The 20,864-nt window shown below is 49.2% G+C and carries 17 protein-coding genes and 1 pseudogene; 11 read left to right on the forward strand and 7 right to left on the reverse strand.

Features of this window, described 5'->3' with window-relative positions:
* Nucleotides 1-47: 47 nt before the first annotated feature.
* Entirely contained in the window at nucleotides 48-2,636 is a 2,589-nt protein-coding gene (locus tag ACYVIC_RS18545; protein ID WP_460862338.1) for an ExeM/NucH family extracellular endonuclease, read from the reverse strand.
* Nucleotides 2,637-2,884: 248 nt separating this feature from the next.
* On the opposite strand from ACYVIC_RS18545, the gene ppnP reads away from it, so the two are divergent.
* The 3 genes and pseudogenes from ppnP to ACYVIC_RS18560 all read left to right on the forward strand — a co-directional run.
* Entirely contained in the window at nucleotides 2,885-3,166 is a 282-nt protein-coding gene (gene ppnP / locus ACYVIC_RS18550) for a pyrimidine/purine nucleoside phosphorylase (protein WP_460862339.1), read from the forward strand.
* A 102-nt stretch (nucleotides 3,167-3,268) separates the two neighbouring features.
* Entirely contained in the window at nucleotides 3,269-4,990 is a 1,722-nt protein-coding gene (locus ACYVIC_RS18555) for an ABCB family ABC transporter ATP-binding protein/permease (protein WP_460862658.1), read from the forward strand.
* 142 nt (nucleotides 4,991-5,132) lie between these two features.
* A pseudogene (locus ACYVIC_RS18560) lies at nucleotides 5,133-6,095 on the forward strand (M2 family metallopeptidase); the annotation flags it as partial.
* A 135-nt stretch (nucleotides 6,096-6,230) separates the two neighbouring features.
* Here the strand turns inward: ACYVIC_RS18560 and ACYVIC_RS18565 are convergent.
* From ACYVIC_RS18565 to ACYVIC_RS18590, 6 genes are all read right to left on the reverse strand, one after another.
* Complete coding sequence (locus ACYVIC_RS18565) at nucleotides 6,231-7,745, reverse strand: hypothetical protein (protein ID WP_460862341.1); 1,515 nt, start codon at nucleotides 7,743-7,745, stop codon at nucleotides 6,231-6,233.
* Nucleotides 7,746-7,844: 99 nt separating this feature from the next.
* Entirely contained in the window at nucleotides 7,845-8,162 is a 318-nt protein-coding gene (locus ACYVIC_RS18570) for a hypothetical protein (RefSeq protein WP_460862342.1), read from the reverse strand.
* Between the two features lie 917 nt (nucleotides 8,163-9,079).
* Complete coding sequence (locus ACYVIC_RS18575) at nucleotides 9,080-9,754, reverse strand: nitroreductase family protein (protein ID WP_460862343.1); 675 nt, start codon at nucleotides 9,752-9,754, stop codon at nucleotides 9,080-9,082.
* Between the two features lie 24 nt (nucleotides 9,755-9,778).
* On the reverse strand, nucleotides 9,779-10,171 hold the full coding sequence (locus ACYVIC_RS18580; RefSeq protein WP_460862660.1) for an HAD-IA family hydrolase: 393 nt from the start codon (nucleotides 10,169-10,171) through the stop codon (nucleotides 9,779-9,781).
* 209 nt (nucleotides 10,172-10,380) lie between these two features.
* A complete protein-coding gene (locus ACYVIC_RS18585; RefSeq protein WP_460862345.1) occupies nucleotides 10,381-11,289 on the reverse strand; it encodes a Gfo/Idh/MocA family protein in 909 nt (302 codons plus the stop codon).
* A gap of 90 nt (nucleotides 11,290-11,379) precedes the next feature.
* Entirely contained in the window at nucleotides 11,380-12,252 is an 873-nt protein-coding gene (locus ACYVIC_RS18590; RefSeq protein WP_460862346.1) for an MBL fold metallo-hydrolase, read from the reverse strand.
* Between the two features lie 115 nt (nucleotides 12,253-12,367).
* On the opposite strand from ACYVIC_RS18590, the gene ACYVIC_RS18595 reads away from it, so the two are divergent.
* The 8 genes from ACYVIC_RS18595 to ACYVIC_RS18630 all read left to right on the forward strand — a co-directional run bounded on the left by ACYVIC_RS18595 (nucleotide 12,368) and on the right by ACYVIC_RS18630 (nucleotide 20,858).
* Nucleotides 12,368-13,117 (forward strand): sulfite exporter TauE/SafE family protein, encoded by a 750-nt coding sequence (locus tag ACYVIC_RS18595; RefSeq protein WP_460862348.1) that lies wholly within the window; start codon nucleotides 12,368-12,370, stop codon nucleotides 13,115-13,117.
* Nucleotides 13,118-13,162: 45 nt separating this feature from the next.
* Entirely contained in the window at nucleotides 13,163-13,564 is a 402-nt protein-coding gene (locus tag ACYVIC_RS18600; protein ID WP_460862350.1) for a rhodanese-like domain-containing protein, read from the forward strand.
* A gap of 12 nt (nucleotides 13,565-13,576) precedes the next feature.
* Complete coding sequence (locus ACYVIC_RS18605; RefSeq protein ID WP_460862351.1) at nucleotides 13,577-13,981, forward strand: YeeE/YedE family protein; 405 nt, start codon at nucleotides 13,577-13,579, stop codon at nucleotides 13,979-13,981.
* Between the two features lie 10 nt (nucleotides 13,982-13,991).
* The gene (locus tag ACYVIC_RS18610) at nucleotides 13,992-14,399 is read left to right on the forward strand and encodes a DUF6691 family protein (RefSeq protein WP_460862352.1); all 408 of its coding nucleotides are present in this window, start codon (nucleotides 13,992-13,994) and stop codon (nucleotides 14,397-14,399) included.
* Between the two features lie 109 nt (nucleotides 14,400-14,508).
* Nucleotides 14,509-15,723, forward strand: coding sequence for a methyl-accepting chemotaxis protein (locus ACYVIC_RS18615; RefSeq protein WP_460862354.1), 1,215 nt, complete (start codon nucleotides 14,509-14,511; stop codon nucleotides 15,721-15,723).
* A 152-nt stretch (nucleotides 15,724-15,875) separates the two neighbouring features.
* On the forward strand, nucleotides 15,876-16,952 hold the full coding sequence (locus ACYVIC_RS18620; RefSeq protein ID WP_460862355.1) for an efflux RND transporter periplasmic adaptor subunit: 1,077 nt from the start codon (nucleotides 15,876-15,878) through the stop codon (nucleotides 16,950-16,952).
* A complete protein-coding gene (locus ACYVIC_RS18625; protein ID WP_460862356.1) occupies nucleotides 16,949-20,068 on the forward strand; it encodes an efflux RND transporter permease subunit in 3,120 nt (1,039 codons plus the stop codon). Before ACYVIC_RS18620 ends, ACYVIC_RS18625 begins: the two co-directional genes overlap by 4 nt.
* Nucleotides 20,061-20,858, forward strand: a complete 798-nt coding sequence (locus ACYVIC_RS18630) for a hypothetical protein (protein WP_460862358.1) — start codon at nucleotides 20,061-20,063, stop codon at nucleotides 20,856-20,858. Before ACYVIC_RS18625 ends, ACYVIC_RS18630 begins: the two co-directional genes overlap by 8 nt.
* Nucleotides 20,859-20,864: the final 6 nt, after the last annotated feature.

The following is a 20,864-nucleotide window of genomic DNA, read 5'->3' on the forward strand; positions in this document are numbered from 1 at the left end:
CGGCTGACGCCGGCGTTTTTATTTACGGCTTAGCCATAACCAAACAGTTAATCAAAGTTAACCACCAAATCTGCCGAGCAACTGGCTGTCGCCTGCTGACAAATTTTGTACGTGACGCTAATTGCGTTAGAGCGGAAGCTGTCATTTACCCGGCCAGAGCGGTTTAGCTCACGCACCGCTACATTGTCGCGATACAGAGTTAAATCTGTGGCACTGCCATCCCAGCGTAGTTGCACCAAACTTTGGCCCGAACGCGAGCGTACAGTTCGCAGCAGCTCTAACGTCACATCCAGCGGCGGTACAACGGCTGGCAAATTGAGCGACACCACTACCGGATCGTGATCTGACGAGCGGTACGCATCTGCAGCATAGTAATCCAGTTGCTGCTGCCCTGATTTAAACTCCACATTGTAATCCAGTGCTATAGGCTCATCGGCGTTGATATTCCATTTGGTAGCATCTACTAAATGTTGCAGTGCCATGTCGTTTAGCAGGGCATGATCCAGCGAACCTGACAAGCCCGAGAATACATAACCATGGCTGGGTACTTTGCCTAAGACTTCGAATACATTGTGATAGCCTGCCTGCGCCAGAGTGACAATAGGATCTTCTTTGGCATAAGCATTCAGATCGCCAATAACCAGTGCTGGAATATCAGCAAACTGTGCGTCAGCAAAAATACCAATAGCTTTTGCAGCCCGGGTGCGACTGATATTGCAGTTGCCCTGGCCATCACCGCTATCGGCATCGCCTGCGCCACAGCCTGAACCTTTCGATTTTAAATGGTTTACCATCACGGTAAATTCGGCATCAGTCTCCAGCTCACGGAAACGCTGTGCCAGCATTGGCCGGTTGCGGCTATCATCAAACAGAGCCTGGCCTTGTTCATCCAATGCGGAATTACCGGAATCCAGTATCAACAAGGGTGCAGCCGGCGCAACCAGGTCGGCGCGATAAATTAAGCCTACGGCAATTTCATCTGTGCCTATCGGCCCACCGGCATTTATAAATTGCCAGCTGTCATTACCAGATGCACTGCGAAGGCCCATGACCAGATCGGCAATAGCTGAGGTTGAGGCATAACCGTCATTTTCTATTTCCATCAAGCCGATAACACTGGCATCCAGCGCCACCATTGCAGCCAGAATTTTCGCCCGCTGCCGCTCAAACTCTAACGCACTGTCGGCACCGCGTGCTGTTGGGAAACCGCCGCCTAAACCATCGCCATTGAAATAATTTAGTACGTTAAAGCTGGCGACTTTAACATTACCGCCTACCGACAACTGTGGTGCAGCCGTACGCGGGTTACTCTGAATAAAGTCAGGCGTTTGCGTAGGCATGATGCGGTACTGGTTAAAACCGTAATGCATAGTGCCTGTCAGATTAACAACAGTGTCGCCGCTACGTACAGTGTTAGCTGCAGATAAGCCACCAACCGGATAGGGCACAGTAGCCGGGTTCTGCACTGTGCTGGCATCATCCAGTACAATTTTATTTAATGCATGCTCTGCCGCCAGCGCTATGGCATCTGACCCAGGGTTTACTACTTGAGTCGGCGTATAACGACGACCATTAGAAAGGGTCAGCTCGCCAAAACGGCCCAGGGTAAAGGTGTCATTAACCGTTAACGTCTGGTTAAACCGCACTAGCATACCCTCGACTGCTTCCAACTCAGCCATGCTGGTTACCGGTAATGTCAGCGGTGTAGGGGCAGGTAAGTCGCTGCGGCCGCAATCCAGGCTGGCGCTAACATTCGTTAGCTGTGTATGACCATTAAACTCAGCCACTGTGGCCAACAAGCGTATGCGCTGGCCAGCTGTAACATCAATATCAGTGCGGTTGACGTAAACAAATACGCCTTCAGAGGTCATCGGGTTGCCATCTTGCTCGGCATCAGAGGCCTGAATAGTGTAGCCACGTAACCCCGGCAGCGTTTGCGTCACCACAGCTTCAACCTGCACTACGGCGCCCAGCAAGGGGCTGACATCACCCGGGCCCTGAATAGCAGAAATGGCCGTGGCTGGCTCGCCACAAACCAATATCGGATCGGGGTCCGGCTCGGGATCTGGATCTGTTGGCCCACCACCTTCACCATTAAACAGGCCAATATCACTAAAATCATCCTGAGGAAAACCCAGCCATTGATCAGCCGGCTCAAAGGTATCAAAAGGTTCTGCATCATAACTTACCGCAGCCCGGCGCAACGTATCGTTAGCCGTGGTAATACTGCCACTGCCCCAGGCTGAGCCGGGGTCGAAGCCGATCTGGCCGATTGAATCTATAACAACGCCGGCGTTCTCCAACGTAATGGCGTCATCGCCGTTCCACAAACTCTGGTTCGATGTCTGGTCAGCTAAAGCCACCAGTTCGGCCGCCGCATTTGAAGATGCATATACGAAGGTGCTGCCCGGCTGCACTGTACCAACCAGATTAATCGTTGTACCAACATTAGCACTGCCGTTGAAATAAACCTTTATTGCATAGCCATCTAGCGAGACCGCATTGGCAGTTGGATTGAACAGCTCCAGCGCTTTATTATTGCCTGACCCTTCAACATATTCGGAAATAAACAGATCGGCAGAAACTGCCGGCGCCAGTAACATGGCGATAGTTGCTGATAATGTCCTGATTTTCATTCTTGTGCTCCCTGATTGTTTTATTAAGGACAACCGAATATAAAACGCTTTTGTGGCACATTCATTAACTTTAGTTAATTTGTAACAATTATTTTATTACATATAAACGTCAATATTTCTTACAAAAACAACAAAGCGCTGTATAAGTCAAATAACCGGCCGTAAAGCCATCTGATTTTAAGCTGGCTACTTCCATCTGTAGCCCAGATCAGGTTTACTGTGACAGAGCTTAGATAACGGAGAATAAGATGTTTAAAGTAAACCAATATTTTGACGGCAAAGTGGCGTCTATTGCCTTTGCCGGGGAGCAGTTGCCGGCAACGGTTGGTGTAATGGCACCGGGTGACTATGAGTTCGGTACCAGCCAACATGAAGTGATGACAGTAGTAAGCGGTGCCCTAACGGTATTGCTGCCAGGTGCTAACGGCTGGCAAACCTACAGCCGTGGCCAGCAATTTGAAGTGCCGGCAAACAGCAAATTTCAGTTGCAGGTGGCAGTAGATACCGCGTACCTTTGCACCTATGCCTGACGTCGTAGCAAGGACACCTTCATGCGCGGTATGCGCTCTGCAGCAAAACAACCACAACCGGTAAAACGGCCGCACGCCACCAACCTTAAGCAAACGCTGGCCATGCTATGGCCGTTTTTGTGGCAGTTTAAGTACCGCGTTGTGCTGGCACTGCTGGCATTAATCGCTGCTAAAGCCGCGGTGCTACTGATGCCGTTGGCACTAAAACACATTGTTGACGCGCTGGACAGTGGCCAACACAGCTTATTGTTGGTGCCTGTGGCGCTGTTAATACTGTATGGTGGCCTGCGCTTTGCCGGGGTGTTTTTTGGTGAAGTACGTGACGCGCTGTTTGGCCGGGTTACCGAGCATGCCATGCGCCAGCTTGGCCTTAAAGTATTTAAGCACCTTCACAGTTTAGAATTGTCTTTTCATCTGGACCGGCAAACCGGCGGTATCAGCCGGGATATAGAGCGCGGTACCAACGGCTTAAGTTTCTTAATGCGCTTTTTAATGTTTAATATCGCGCCCACCCTGTTTGAAATTCTGGCCGTCGCCGTTATTTTCGCAGCGCTGTTTTCACCGCTGTATTCGCTGGTTACTGTGCTGGCTGTCGGTATTTATATTTTCTTTACTGTGTTTATTACCGAGTGGCGTAACAAATACACCCGCGAAGCCAACCAGGCGGATAACACCACCAACAGCCGCGCTATCGACAGCCTGCTGAACTATGAAACGGTAAAATACTTTAATAACGAGCAGTATGAGGCGCAAACCTATGACAGCTTTTTAGCAAAATGGGAGCAAGCGCGGTTAAAAAACCGCTTAAGTTTGCTGGCACTGAACTCTGGCCAGGCGTTGATTATTGCCGCTGCTATTACCGCGCTAATGTGGCTGGCAGCCGATGAAGTGGTCAACAAACAGCTGACGCTGGGTGACTTGGTGATGGTAAATGCCTATATGATCCAGCTGTTTTTGCCGCTGAATTTTTTAGGCTTTGTGTACCGCGAAATTCGACGTGCGTTAACCGATCTGGAAAATATGCTTGGCTTACTTAAGCGTACACCGCAGATTGTTGATAGGCCAGATGCCAAACCGCTTGCGCTGGTACAGGGCAGTATTGAGTTTAACCAGGTTGAGTTTGGCTATCAAAGCCAGCGGCCGATTTTACAGCAGCTCAGTTTTAGCGTGCCCCCCGGCAGCAAGGTGGCCATCGTTGGTGCCAGCGGTGCCGGTAAAAGCACTATCGCCAGGCTGCTATACCGCTTTTATAGTGTCAGTGGCGGCAGTATCTGTATTGATGGTCAGGATATCAGCACGCTAACACTGGACAGCCTGCGCCGCGCCATTGCTATAGTGCCGCAAGATACGGTGCTGTTTAATAACAGCATTCGCGATAATATTCGCTACGGCCGCCCCGATGCCGACGAAGCAGAGATTGAGCAGGCCATTGACCTTGCCCACCTGCGCAGCTTTATCGACAGCCTGCCACAGGGTGATGCTACTGTAGTGGGTGAGCGTGGCTTAAAAGTCTCCGGTGGCGAAAAGCAGCGTATTGCCATCGCCCGCGCTATTTTGAAAAAGTCGCCTATTCTGCTGTTTGATGAAGCCACCTCGGCGCTGGACTCCAGCTCAGAGCAGGCCATTCTTCAAGCGATGCGTGAAGTGGCGCGCAACCATACTAGTGTGGTCATTGCTCACCGGCTGTCTACTATTACCGATGCTGACAATATTATTGTGCTGAAACATGGCCAGCTGGCCGAGCAAGGCACCCATGATGTGCTGTTAGCCGCTAATGGTGAATACGCCCGCATGTGGCAGTTGCAGCAAAAACAACATAACTGATACGTCAGCCACTGGCATTAGCTATGTTGTCCTGTCTATACTGTTGGCGCCAATAACTATAACGATATGCTAAAGGTACCCTTATGACCACATTTAACCTGTCACTCACCACGTTGCTGGTGAGCTCTGCTTTTTAGTCGCACCGAAAGATGCCGATCCGGGCTATAACGTTACCGAACTTTTAGCAAAACATAACTACGACGAAATTAAAATGGTCCGCGGTGCCGAAGCGTTTTTCAGCTCACTGGGTTTTGCCCCGCTACCGGACACCTTTTATCAGCGCTCACTGTTTACCAAGCCGGCCGATCACGACGTAGAATGCCATGCTTCGGCCTGGGATTTAGACGCCAAAGACGATTTGCGCATTAAAATGTGCATACAGCGCACCGTTGAAGAGTTTTCGGTAATTCACCACGAGCTGGGACACAACTATTGCCAGCGCGCTTACAAAGATCAGCCGGTGTACTATCAGGAAAGCGCCAATGACGGCTTCCATGAAGCTATTGGCGACACTATCGCCTTGTCAGTCACACCAGATTACTTAAAGCAAATTGGTTTACTGGATAAGGTACCGGATGAGAGCAAAGACATTGGCCTGTTGCTTAAAATGGCGATGGACAAAATTGCCTTTGTGCCCTTTGGTTTGTTAGTCGATCAGTGGCGCTGGCAGGTATTTAACGGCCAAATTACGCCAGAGCAATACAACGAAGCCTGGTGGCAACTGCGTGAAAAATACCAAGGCGTCGCCGCGCCGGTTGCTCGTAGTGAAGCTGATTTCGACCCGGGCGCCAAGTACCATGTGCCGGGCAATGTACCCTACACCCGTTATTTCTTAGCGCATATTTTGCAGTTCCAGTTTCATAAGGCGCTGTGTGATATCGCCGGTAACGAAGGTGCGGTGCATCGCTGCTCGATATACAACAGCAAAGAGGCTGGCGCCAAACTAAACCAGATGCTGGAAATGGGCTCAAGCCAGCCATGGCAGCAAGCACTTGAGGTAGTAACCGGCAAGCCAGAAATGGATGCCACCGCAATACTGGATTACTTCACCCCGCTTCAAGCTTACTTAGACGAGCAGAACAAAGGTATGCAGTGCGGCTGGTAACAGCTAACTGTTAAAAGACAAAGCCCGCTTTTGCGGGCTTTGTCTTTGCAGACCTTAATACTTATTTCGACTATAGCTAACGCACAAAGCGCCGTGCAGCATCAGCTGTCCGGTGACTTTGATTGATATGTGATATCACTGTTCGGTTACCTCAAGCTCACGCGGTAATTTAAGCGCAGCAATCTGAGCACTGAATGACTCTAAATCTAATTTTGGGGCTGATCTTATCTTATCTTGTCTATGCTTATCATCCGTTTGCCCTGGCTCGACTTGCTGAAAGTCTCTGGGATTTGCATTCGGAAACAAACCAATGTCTAACATATATGCTGAGTACCGAGTTCCATCACTACTAGCCGCGCTCGTATTAGGGTTAACCAAATGGATAAATCTTAAATCAACAAGTTCTTTGATTGCTTGGTTGATTTGCGGGTACTTTTGCACCTCTGAATTTGACAATAGAAAAGCATTCCATCTTTTATGGTCGATAATCTCTTCTCTAATTACCCGCAAATAATGCTCTAAGAGCACTTCCTCGTCAGAAGCATCTTTTTTCAAAGTATCCATCTTGTTCTTTAAATTTTCAATTGCCTTTTCAATAACATTAGGCTTTGAAATAGACCTTTCCCCCCCAAATAAAGGTTCCAAAGAAATTAGAAGACTAAAAAAGTCTCTTGGAACACCGCCGGACGCTAAACATAAAAATCTAAATGCGTTATCTGTGATGAGGCTGTTATAGTCGACATCTACTCCGGCCTTTTGATTGACATGCGCCAAAAGTGCTCTTTTAAAGGAAACGAGGCGATTAAAGTCTTGGAGGCCGTAATCGAGGTATATAGGTTGCGCATCGTGAGGAAGTTCAACCCCCACATAGCTTTCGTTTTGAATATACAGCTTGCTTCTATGTTGAATCGTTGCGACCTTAATGTATAAAGGAATATTTTTTGATACACGATGAAAGAAATCTATAAAATAGGGCTGTTCATCCTTTCGAATAAAATAGAAATCATCAAGTATTAGAAATATTTCTTTCCCTAAATAATTTGCTACATCTGAAAAAAGCTCTTTTATATTCGACAAATCATTTTTTAAAATGTCGAGCTTATCTACCATTAATTTTTTTGATAGCTCAGTTTCATTAGATGCCTCGAACGTGCCTTCGCCTTCTCCGCCAAATGCTTTTCTTTTTGCCTTAGCAGTGCCTTTCTTTGAGCTTTTCTCTTTAACCTCTTGGTCGTATAAATCAGGGTGAGAAAGGTGGTGATCTAGTGATTTTATTTGCTTAGTAAGACGCCTCTTCAGAGGAAAATATTTTTTAATTGAATCAAGTGTGTACCAAGGATGTTTGGAGGCAACCTTAGGGATAAGCTGTTTAATTATTGCCTTTTGAACCTGAATGATTGAATTGGGAAAGCTAATATCTTTAAAATCTTCTAAATTGACACTGATGCATTCCACCTCAGCGATATCGCGTAGTGATTTTAGTAGCAGTGATTTACCAGAACCACGGCGCCCAAAAACAATATGGTTTTGTTTTATTTTTAACCGATCAATTGCTCCCTGGGAATCAAGATATTCGATAGAAGTTTGCTCGGTGACTCTCATGTTCTCTTCTATAAATCTGAGAACTTTTGTTAAATCCGTATTATCCATTTTTATTCTTTTCTCTCAATGAGATAGCATTAACATAACGCCCCGCGCATGCGCGCGAACTTGTGAGCCCGGGCCGAAGGCCCTGAGTGACGCGGGTTGTTAGCCAATTTTATCAATTCCAAACCTTATACCCGCAAGAACTAATACAAAATATACAAGCATAAATGCGAGTGAAATAAATCCTGTTTTCAATTTAGAGTAACCGGAAGCTTCAATTTCCTTGAATGCGACTAGGTAAGATAAAATTAAATAGCCAAGAGCAAAAATACTTAAAATCCAAATAAGTACTTTGATGATAAAAGGCGTCGCACCATCGCCTTTTGATCCTTGAGCCAATAGCGCAGCCGCAACTATCATAGCGGTTGGGGACACCAATCTTTTTATCGCACCATCAATAGCATCCAATATTTGCTTCATAAAACTACCTTGTCTAAAATTATTGGTTAACGCAAAGCTTTGGTGCAGGCGTACTTAGCGTAAGCCCTCTCAGCCAGAACAGTTGCAACAATAGCCTTGTTAGCCATTTGATGGTGCTGGCACCCAAGTTAAATTTAAATCAACGTGGAAATCGTTTGTTTTATTTTCGCTTGGTCGGTTATGTTCACTACATTTGCTCCTAAATTTATTGCTAGTAGTTCACTATTTGTGAACTGAATAACTCTAACTGTCATGATTACTCCGTTATGGCTACATTTTATTATTGTGTATGCTCATTTTCTCAATTCCTACAGAGGGAATAATCCCATGTAATCCACTGAAAAATAACCGTAAATTTTCAGATACTATTATCACATTCTGAAAAAACGAGCTTGCCTTATATTTCCGGAGCTGTGCGTTATATTTCTGCGCCCCCGCGTTAAGTACCTAATCTATAGCATGTAAATAAAACCGGCAACCAGCTTATATGCAGTGTTAACGGGGTATTTAACCGAGAAGTCATGAAACGCCAGAGAAACTGCGCACATTGTCTGGCCAGAGCACCAAGCAGTAACTGACAAACTAGAAAAGCAAAACCCGCGAAAGCGGGCTCTTTGGTTTACAAACTCATCACTTGTTAACGATTGCTCTTTAGCTTTCTTGCAATCCAATAGAACACTAAACTAATTATCACTGACCACACCAGATAGGCGGGTAATGTGGTCTGTAGCATCAATAGACCGCTATCAACTCGCTGTTCTTCAACTAAAAACGGCGTAGCTTGTTGGTTAAAGGAATAATTAAAAATAAACAAGCACACAATAAAATTCAGCAACGTTAAGCCGGTGTATACCAACAATGTTTTCATAGGCTGATTATTTCACCTGCTAAAACTAAATATCTATAGCCATGCTGCGTTACAAAAAGCTGCAGATCTGCTGCAGTGTTTTCTTTTTCAGCGCATGCTCCGGCACTGTGGCGTCTTCTGCCGGATAGCCAGTGACTATCAGCATATAAGGCCGCTCGTTGTCGTTGTCGCGACCACAAATTTTGCTTAAAAAGCTCATCGGTTTCGGCGTATGGGTTAAGGTGCCAAGGCCGGCGTGGTGCAGTGCTTGCAGCAAAAAGCCGGTCGCCAGGCCAACCGATTCATGCACGTAATAGTTGGTTTTATCATCGGCCGCATCAACGCCGCCGCGCTTTTGGCTGAACACCGCGATAAGCCAGGGCGCGGTTTCTAAATAGGCTTTAGTGGCATTGGTGCCCAGTGGTTTAAGGGCATCCAGCCATTCTTCGCCGGCGCGGCCTGCATAGAAACCTTGCTCCAGCGCTTCAGCTTCAATGCGGATTTGCTGCTTAACCTCTGGGCTTTGAATAGCAACAAAGTGCCACGGCTGATGGTTAGCACCACTAGGGGCTGCACCAGCCGCCAGAATGCATTGTTCTATCAGCTGCTGCGCTACCGGCCGGTCGGAAAACTTACGGATAGAGTGACGCCGGCGCAGATCTACCAGATGCTGCTTGGCGCGCGCCAGCATTTGCTCGGGCGGATATTCGATAAAATCAGTCAGCGGAACATGTTGCTCAGTCATAGCGGCGGCCTTAGCAGAGTTTAGTTAGTGCAGGTTATAACCAAATTCCGCCGTTTTTTCCAGCCAGCAGCTAATCGCTGCCCAACAACCACTGCTGCAGCTGTGATAGCGAATTAACTTCAATATGCGGCGCGTAATACCATCTGGTCGCGCAGCACCATGACGGTTGAGCCAGCAGGTGTCGATACCGGCATTAATGCCACCCTGAATATCGGCATGCGGGTTATCGCCTACCATTAAGATGTGCTGTTTCGGTGGATGGCCCATCAAGGAAAACGCATGGTTAAAAATGTCGATATGCGGTTTAGCAACGCCAACCTGCTCTAAGATCACTAAGGTGTCAAATACATCAGCAAAACCGGTGCGCTGCAGCCGTATTTGCTGCAGCTGCTTAAAGCCATTGGTAATAATACCCAGCTTGTGGCTTAACTACCCATGCCGGCAACGCAACAAGGTGTTACGCCGATATAAAACCTTACATTTTGTTGCTGGGTTGCCAGGCTTAACACCGGTATTATTGCGCTACATCAAAACAGGCAAGCTGGCTGCTATGTAGCATACAGTCTGCGTGTTACCCTTGATGGTATTCGGCCGGTCAGAACTCCCAACCTTCTGACCGGTCTTTTTTATTGTTGCAGTTGTTGGACCACAAACTCACAGAGCTGATGGCTGCTAAGCAGGGTTTTATTTTGCGCGCTGTTAGTGCCGCCTTTTGCCAGTTGTTGAATAAATGCCTGCAGCATTGAGACAAAACCGCGCTTGTATAGGGTGTCATGCCAGTCGTTTACCGCCAGCTGCTGCTGCCGGTTATCCGCCGTTAGCTGGCCCTGCACCAGGTTATCTACCTGCCAGTGCTGGTTTTCAGCGAAGTACGCCAGCCGCTCAAAATTGCCCCCCGCCAGACGGTTCATTGACGCCGACACCATGGTATTTCCCACATGCCAGCTTACCTGAACACAGCCTAATTGGCCGTCGACAAAGTGGCCATGCACCGTAGGGGTGAAATTACCGCGGTTATGTAACGAGGTAGCAAAGTGGGCAAAATCCAGCAGATGAATAAAATCATCATAGATAAAAGTGCGGATATCGGCTGGCAGGTTATGTCGGTTTTTCTGATAATGCAGCTGTATCGGAGAAACCGCCAATGCCGGCTGATATAACGGCACGTAGCGGCGGTTAAAACCAACAAACAACAACAGGTTTTTACGCTCAGCCAGCGTCAGTAATTGTTCACACTCTGTCAGTTGGTAACTGAGTGGTTTATCAATAAAGACCGCAATACCGGCGTTAAGTAAGGCCGTTGCGACGCTGAAATGGCTATCGGTGCTGCTATGGATCATCACTGCATCCGGCCGGGCGGCAATTAACTGCGTAAGCTCGGTATAACCCTCGGTAATGCGGTATTGCTGCATCAACTGTTGCAATAGTGGCGCTTGCCGGGTGCACAGCAGCGGCGTTATGCCTGGCATAGCCGCCATTAAGGGTAAGTAGGCTTTTTGCGCTATATCGCCAAGCCCTAACAGCGCTATTCTCATGCGGTAACCTTGTCTGAATTGCTTGCAGGCAGGTTACGCTAAAACATTAGTAACAAACAAGTTGTTGGCCCAGATGTCGCCGGCAAAGTATCAGCTCTGTTTTAACGGGATCTTGATATAACTTACGCCATTAGACGCGGCTTTAGGCAGCTGGCCGCCACGGATATTCACCTGCACCGCTGGATATATCAGCCTTGGTACCGCCAGGGTTTTATCACGCGCCTCACGTTTTTGCACAAAGTCTTGCTCTGGCGTGCCGGCCTTAACATGAATATTCTGCGCTTTTTGCTCCGCTACGCTGGTTTGGTATTTCAGCTCGCGCCCACCCGGCTGATAGTCATGGCACATATAAATTTTTGTCTCATCCGGCAGCTGATATATGCGCTGAATAGAGCGAAAGAGAATATGCGCATCGCCACCGGGGAAGTCACAACGCGCTGTACCAGCGTCAGGCATAAACAGCGAGTCACCAACAAATAAGTTACCGGCAATTAAATAACTGACACTGTCGTTGGTATGGCCTGGGGTGTTAAGCACCTGAGCAGTTATACTGCCAATGTTGAAGCACTCATTATCAGCAAACAACTTGTGAAAATAATCACCTTTGGCCAGCAGTTCATCATCGCCCAGGTTAAATACCAGCTTAAAGGTGTGCTGCACTTTTTTAATGCCCTCACCTATCGCTACTGGCGCACCGGTTTTACGGTGCAGATAATCTGCAGCCGATAAATGATCGGCATGAGCATGGGTTTCAAGTATCCACTGTAGCTTAAGCTCATGGGCAGCTAAATAAGCCAGTATGTCATCAGCGTCAGCAGTACTGACAGTGCCCGCAGCAGCCTCGTAGTTAAGCACCGGGTCTATAATGGCAGCAAAACCGGTGTCGCTATCGGCCACAACATAGCTAAAGGTCGAGCTGTCGGCATCGAAAAACATTTTTATTTCAACTTGATCAACGGCCATATCAACCCCTTAAATTAGTAAATGCTAAATTTAGATTGCAGCTTAACCAAAACCACTCTAGAATGCAATTCATGTTATAAGCATATTCCATTATGTTATATAAGGTAAAGTCATTATGTTAGCTTTGCTCGGTGCCCTGGTAATTGGCTTAAGTTTAGGCTTGTTTGGCTCGGGCGGCTCTATTCTTACTGTGCCGGTATTGTTGTACCTGCTGCACATGCCGCCGCAGTTGGCGATAGCGTCGTCGTTGTTAATTGTCGCTGGCATCAGCTTGTTCGGCTCGGTACGTAATGGTTTGCAACGGCTGATCAGCTGGCGCCATGTGTTATGGTTTGGTATTCCGGGTATGGCAGGCACCTATGGTGGTGCCTGGCTGGGCACACTGGTAGATACGCGCTGGCAATTGCTGGTGTTTGCCCTGTTGATGCTGGTGGCTGCAGTAATGATGTGGCGCAGCAAGGCTGGTGAGCTGGGTAACGGTAAAGCATTTAAACCGGTAAAAATTGTTATTGATGGCTTGGCGGTCGGCGCCATTACCGGTTTTGTTGGTGTCGGCGGTGGCTTTTTAATTGTACCGGCGCTGGTACTGCTGGGCGGTTTAACCATGCCGGTTGGTGTGGCGACCAGCCTGGTTATTATTGCGATGAAATCTTTTGTCGGTTTTGGCAAATACTATTGGGTAATGGCGGCAGACGGCGCCATATTTGACTGGAGCACCATAGGCCTGATGATAGTCGCTGGTATTGCCGGTAGTTATGTCGGTGCAGCCGTTGGTAAGTGCTTACCAAAACAGCAGTTACAACGCGCCTTTGCTGTATTCTTAGTGATCATGGCCGTGGTGGTCATATATCAATCCGTGCTGTAGCAGCGGATATAACTTCAGATATAACCTCAACAGCAGGAGTGTCAGATGAAAACATCGCAACAGTTAGTAGCAGAAGCCAAAGCGGCAATTAAAGAAGTCAGTATCAGCGAGTTAAACGCAGCGCTGACTGCTGACGCTGAAACCGTGTTGGTAGATGTGCGCGAACCCGCCGAATTTGCGCAACAACATATACCTGGCGCAGTAAATTATCCGCGAGGGGTGCTGGAAATGAATATTCATAACCACCCCAAGGTAGCCGCCAGTGGCTGCGCGCCCGATATGGCACTGACGCAATTAGCACAAAACCCGCTGTATTTAATTTGTCGCTCCGGTGCGCGCTCTGCATTGGCGGCAGAATCACTGCAACGCATGGGTTTTAGCCAGGTATATTCCGTCGCCGGCGGTGTTCAGGCCTGGTTAGACGCCGGCCTTGCTGTTAAACAATAACAGGAGCAGTAAATGGAAAACTTCACTCCGGTAGAGGCACTTATTGGTGGCGGCATGATTGGCTTGGGCGCACTGATATTATTTGTATTTTCCGGCCGTATTGCCGGTATTTCCGGTATTGCCAGCTCAGCATTATTCTCCAAAGATGGCCGTAGCTGGCGGCTGGCATTTTTAGCTGGCATTATCGCAGGCCCGTTGCTGGTAGGCGCGGTTATCAGCGATTTTAGTTACAGCACACCAGAGATGAGCTGGCAGCTTGTGGTTGCCGGCTTGCTGGTAGGCATTGGAACCGGCTGGGGCAGTGGTTGTACGTCAGGCCATGGTATTTGCGGTATCAGCCGCTTATCGCCGCGCTCCATTACCGCTACGCTGCTGTTTATGCTAAGTGGCGTTATTGTTGCCACCCTACTACGTTAAGGAAACAGCCATGCCGATTATTATTGCTGTTATCGCCGGCTTACTGATGTCAGCCGGTATTGCTTACTCACAAATGATAGATCCGGCTAAAGTGCTGGGCTTTTTAACGCTGAATGCCGACTGGGACCCCAGTTTAATGCTGGTTATGGCCTCAGGGTTAGCGGTTTACAGCACCGGTTACTGGCTGTTTGCAAAAAAAGACAAGCCGCTATTTGCGGAGCATTTTAGTTTGCCCGGCAAAAAAGATTTAGATAAACCGCTGGTCATCGGCGCATTGTTATTCGGTGCCGGCTGGGGCTTAGTAGGTTATTGTCCGGGCCCGGCACTAGCGGCTATAAGCTCCGGCAGCATTGGCACACTGGCATTTATTGCCGCCATGGTCGCCGGCTGGTTTGTCAGCCGAAGGCTGCCTATTTGAATGGCCGTTGTTTCAGATCAAGCTGTGATAACACAGGCGGGTCGCAGCTAGCTAATTGCTATGTTATGCTGATTTAACATCAGTTTAAACTGGCAGGACTTGCGACTTTATGAGCGGATTTACTTCCCTTTACCTGTTTATCGAACGCACATTTTTCGGCAGTTTAAGCCGTAAAATAGCGGGTAACATTAGCTTTTTGGCTGTGTTTTTCTTTTATGCGTTATACCTTGCGTACCCCGACGGTGGCGCAAGTGGTAGCTGGTGGGCACTGCTGCTGCTAGGCTGTGGTGCTTTTATTTTTACCATTGGCTATATGCACTATTTGATTGTGCGGCCGGTAAAAGCATTAGTATCGGCACTGCACGATACCAACCGCAAAGGCACTGATTTAAACCACCGCTTGCCGGCTTTTACCTTTGATGAGTTTCGTACCCTGTCGGAGGAATATAACCAGTTTGTTAGCCAACTCGGTGTGTTATTGGGCGATATTCACCAGCAGGCACGTGAAACACATCTGGTAAACGAGCAGGTGTCATCCGCGGTAAAAAGCACCCGCAGCCATTTGCAAGATACTGAACAACGTAGCGGAGAAATTCGCCGCGAAAGCGATCAGGTATTGCAAAATCTGGCTGATATTGTGCAACACGGTGATGAGGTAAACCAGGTATCCGGCGTGGCGGTAAACAAAGCCAAAGTAGCCAGCGGCCAGATGCAGCAGTTAAGCGGCCAGTTGTCTGGCATTGTTAAGCTGCTCGACAGCTTTGGCAGCACCATTAACGGCTTACATAAAAACTCAGAAAACGTACGTCAAATTCTGGTGATGGTAGAAACCTTTTCTGACCAAACTAACCTGCTGGCACTTAATGCCGCCATTGAAGCCGCCCGTGCCGGTGATGCTGGTCGCGGTTTTGCTGTGGTGGCAGACGAAGTGCGTACCCTGGCTGCTAAAGTAAATGATGCCACTAAGCAAATTTCCGGTTTTTTAAATGAGATGGAGCAACTGGTAGGCGAAACCCGCACCGAATCACAAAGCCTGAACCAGCAAGCGCAGCAGGCGCAGCAGCAAATTGCCAGTACCAGCGACGAATTTAGCCAGTTACAGCAAGAGCTGCAGCAGGCGAAAACCGGTATTCAAAACATCAACCAAACCGTGCTGGAACTGGAGCAGCGTTACCAGCAAACGCACCAGCATTTAAGCGCCATAGAGCAGGTAACCAGTGACGCCTACAGCCAGATGGCGTCGATTGACCAGGCAGCCAAAGATCTGCTTAGCGGCACCGCCCGCACGCAGCAGCAGTTAGGGCGCTTTGCCCGCAATCAGTAGTTATTACCGTCTCTTGGTTTAACAGAGCGTAAAACTCTGTTAAACCCGCCATATTTGCTTACAGTTGCGGCCTTGCTGACATTCATCACTGTAGGTATATTTTATAACCATGCTCAAACCACGGCTTTGCTCACCGCCACCAAGGATGCGTTATGCTGAAAAAATTCTCCCTCTCACCTATGCTACTGGCCATTGTTCTTGCGGTGGCGCTGATACTGTGGCTATTAAGCGGAGATAATTTCAGCGCCAAAGACACCCCACCTGCACCGCAGCAAGTAACGCAGAAACAGCTACCACAGGTTGAAACCCGTTGGTCAGAAGCGCAGCCGTATCAGGCAACACAAATAGCTCAGGGCCAGGTGCTGCCATGGCGCAGTGTCAGCATTAAATCGCAACAACCTGGCCGGGTTGAAGCCCTGTTAAAGCAACAAGGCGACAGCGTAGCGCAAGGCGATAAACTGCTGCGCTTATCGGATGAAGGCCGCAGCGCGATGTTAGCGCAAGCAAAAGCCAATTTAACCCTACGCCAAACCGAACTTAGCAGCGCCCGCACACTAGGCAAGGCGCAGTTTTTGTCCGTCACCGAGTTAACCCGGTTAGAGAGTGAACTGGCTAAAGCTGAAGCTGAGCTACAAAGCGCTATGCTGGCTGTTAACCAAACACAGCCGGTAGCGCCGTTTGATGGGTTGGTAGACCGGCGCCATATCGAAGTGGGTGATTTAATTCAAACAGGTACAGAGCTGATGCAACTGGTGCAAATTGATCGGCTTAAAGTCACAGCACAAATTCCGCAGCAACATGTTCGTGCCTTACAAATTGGCCAGCAGGTAAAAATTCGCTTGCTTGATGGCCGCGCGCTAAGTGGCGAACTGAGCTTTATCAGCTATGCGGCCGACAACGCTACCCGCAGTTTCTATGTTGAAGTCAGTGTCGCCAACCCGCAGTTATGGCGTATCGCCGGTGCCAGTGCCACGCTGGACATCGCTCTGGACAGCGTGCAGGCGCACCTTATCTCTCCGGCTTTACTCAGCCTGGATAACTCCGGCCAATTGACCGTTGCCGTAGTCGATGCACAGCAACACGTTGTATTTTACCCGGTGCAAATTCTCACCGCTGATACAACGGGTGCCTGGGTCAGTGGTTTACCGGCACGGGCGCAAATTATTACTCAGGGTGCCGGTTTTGTCCGCGCCGGTGACAGCGTAAAGGTAGTGGGAGCTAAAGCATGAACAGCTTTATCCAGGCTGCCATACAGCGCAGCCGCGCCAGTATGATGCTGTTGCTGTTTTTATTTATTGCCGGCATCAGCGCTTATCAGTCCATACCCAAAGAAGCCAATCCCGATGTCGCTATTCCGATGATGTATGTGTCGATGTCGCTTGATGGTATTAGCCCGGAAGATGGTGAGCGTTTGCTGGTAAGGCCGATGGAGCACGAACTGCGTTCTTTAGAAGGCATAAAAAAGATGACTTCTACTTCCAGCGAAGGCCATGCTTCGGTAATGCTGGAGTTTGATGCCGGCTTTGACGCCGACAAAGCGCTGGCCGATGTGCGGGTAAAAGTAGACGCCGCCCGCTCTAAGCTACCCAGTGAAGCCGACGAGCCAACCGTAAACGAGATTAACGTTGGCCTGTTTCCGGTGTTATCGGTAGGGTTATCCGGCCCGGTATCAGAAAACCAGCTGGTGTATATCGCACGTCAACTGCAGGAGAATATCGAAGCGATACCGGAAGTGCTGGAAGTGGATATCGGTGGCGACCGCGAAGACTTACTGGAAATAGTGGTTGACCCGCAGGTACTCGAGGGCTATGGCCTGGACTACCAGAAACTGTTTAGTCTGGTTTCAAACAACAACCGGCTGGTGGCTGCCGGCAGTTTAGATACCGGCGCTGGCCGGATGGCAATGAAAGTGCCTGGCGTGATTGAAGATTTAAACGATGTCTTATCAATGCCGATAAAAACCGATGGCGATACCGTGATCACCTTTGGCGATGTCGCAACGATAAGCCGCAGCTTTAAGGACCCACTCGGTTTCGCCCGCATTAATGGCCAGCCTGCTGTGGTGTTGGAAGTTAAAAAACGTGCCGGCGCCAATATTATTTCGACTATTGAGCAGACTAAGGCATTAATCGACCAGGCAAGTAGCCAGTTTCCGGACGGTATGCACATCAATTACATTATGGACCAGTCCAAAGAAGTAAAAAACATGCTGTCAGACTTACTGAACAACGTGTTAACTGCGGTGGTACTGGTACTTATTCTGATTGTCGCCACCATGGGCGTTCGCTCGGCATTGCTGGTGGGAATTACTATCCCCGGGGCGTTTTTTGCCGGCATTCTGATGATAGCCGCGCTTGGCTACACCATGAACATTATCGTGCTGTTTGCGCTAATTCTGGTGGCCGGCATGCTGGTAGACGGCGCCATCGTGGTCAGCGAGCTGGCCGATCGCAACTTAGCTGAAGGCCAACCGCCCAAGCAGGCCTGGGCCAATGCCGCAGGACGCATGGCCTGGCCAATCATTGCCTCAACCGCGACTACCATAGTGGTATTTATGCCATTGCTGGTGTGGCCCGGCGTTGTCGGTCAGTTTATGAAGTACCTGCCAGCCACGGTAATTTTATGTTTGCTGGCATCATTGTTTATGGCGCTGATCTTTTTACCGGTGATGGGCTCTCTTAGCAAAGCACAGCCACCGGTACATCAGGTGGAACAAAGCCGTGCCGGTTTGGCCTATCGCAGCCTATTGGGGCGCTTGTTGCGCCGCCCCGGGCTTACCTTTGCCGGGCTGCTCGGTGCTATGCTGCTTATTTTCGTCGCCTACGGTAAATATAACCACGGTATGGAATTCTTCCCGTCGGTAGAGCCAGAATCGGCACAGGTGTGGGTACGGGCACGTGGTGATATGTCGATTTATGAAAAAGACGCCCTGCTGCAAAAAGTCGAACAGCGCCTGCTCGGCTTAGCCGAAGTAAAAGCGCTGTATGCCCGTTCTATGGCAAGCGCCGGTGGCGAGCTGGCACCCGATGTGGTGGGGACCTTACAGTTTCAGTTTATCGACTGGTACGACAGGCGCCGCGCCGCTGCCATTCTGGACGATATGCGTAAACTGACTGCCGATATCCCCGGTATTATTCTGGAGTTTCGCCAGCAGCAGGAAGGCCCGGCAGCCGGTAAACCGATAGAGTTGCAAATCAGCAGTATGGAATCTGCTGCCACCGAACAGGCGGTAACGCAGCTTATAGCCCAAATGCATGAACTAGGCGGCTTTGTCGACATAGAAGATGACCGCAGCCTGCCCGGCATTGAGTGGCGCATTGAAGTAGACCGTGCAGCAGCCGCGCGCTTTGGTGCCGATGTACTTACCGTCGGTAATGCCGTACAGATGATCAGTAACGGTTTATTATTGGCAAAGTTCCGCCCGGAATACGCCAGTGACGAAGTCGATATCCGCGTACGCTTTCCACAAAACTGGCGATCCTTGGATCAACTGGGTCGCTTAACCATTCAAACCACGCGTGGTCAGGTGCCGCTCAGTAACTTTATCAAGCTGGTGCCAGCGCCAAAAACCAGTGTGGTAAAACGGATTGATGGCAACCGGGCAGTAACGATAAAAAGCGATTTAGCCGCAGGTTTTCAGGTAAGCGAGCGCTTACAGGCGCTGCTGGGCAGTGATATTACACTGCCGGACAACGTGATGGTAAAAACTGCCGGTGAAAGCGCCGATCAGCAAGAAGCCATGACGTTTTTACTCGGTGCCTTTGCCACGGCTATATTTTTGATGCTGATGATTTTACTGGTGCAATTTAACAGCTGGTATCAAAGCTTGTTAATTTTATCCGCCATTATTTTCTCTACCGCCGGCGTCTTACTGGGCTTGCTGGTGAATGGCCAAAGCTTTGGCATCGTGATGGTAGGCATGGGTATTATTGGCCTGGCCGGTATCGTAGTGAATAACAATATCGTGTTAATTGATACCTATAATCAGCTGCGCGACAGCGGCTTGTCAGCCTTTGAAGCAGCACTGGAAACCGGCTGTCTGCGCCTGCGGCCGGTGCTGCTAACCTCTATTACCACGGTACTGGGTTTGCTGCCGATGGTACTGGCAGTAAACGTTAACCTGCTCGAGCCCAGCCTGGGCTTTGGCGCACCGTCTACCCAGTGGTGGACGCAGTTATCCAGTGCCATTGCCGGCGGTTTAACCTTTGCCACCGTGCTAACGCTATTTTTAACGCCCTGTATGCTGGTATTGGGCGAAAAATTACGGCCACGTAAAGCCAAACAGGATGAACCTATAATGAGTAGCAGCGATGATATTGCTCTGCTGCTGCAAAAACGTGCGTAAGTTTGTCGCTGCCGTGCTGGTGCTGTTTAGCAGCGCCAGCAATATTAGCATCGCAGCAACACCACCATATCAGCTGCACTGGCAGCATGAATTCAGCGCGGTAGAACAACTAAAACTGAGTCAGTGGCTGGCCTTTAGCAGCCGGGCGACGTTGAGTGTACTCGGCCCCTATCCGTTTGACATGCAGTTATATCTATACCGTCGTGCCGGCGATGAGCCGGTGCCCTGGGCCAATACCTGGCGGGAACATAGCCAGCAAGTGCATTTTTATGTTGCGCCGCAGTTTAGCAAACAGCAATTTATTGCTGATTGGACGGCATACCATGAAATAGCCCACCTGGCGCTGCCCTTTCTTGGCCGGCGTCATGCATGGTTTGCTGAAGGCTTTGCCAGCTATATGCAATACCAGATCATGCAACAGGCCGGGTTAATTGACAGCGCCGCCACAGAGATTAACGCTAAATTTGCGCCGCAGCGTAAACATTATGTGCAGCCATTAAGCATGGCCGATACCGCAGCGCAGCTAATGAGCCAGCGTCGTTTTGCAGCAGGCTACTGGGGCGGCGCGCAGTTTTTTGTTGTCGCAGAGCGCTTATTGCTGCAACAGGGTAAAGCGCCACTGCATCTGCAAATCCAGCGCTATCAGCAATGCTGCCGCCTGCAGGATACCAGCCTGACACAGCTGATCCAGTCACTGGACAAACTCAGCGACAGCAAACTGTTTAGCCAGCTATTGCAGCAATTTAACCAGTTGCCGGCAGAGGTTTTTTTGCAACGATATCAACTGTAATTCGTA

Source organism: Rheinheimera gaetbuli, assembly GCF_054781935.1.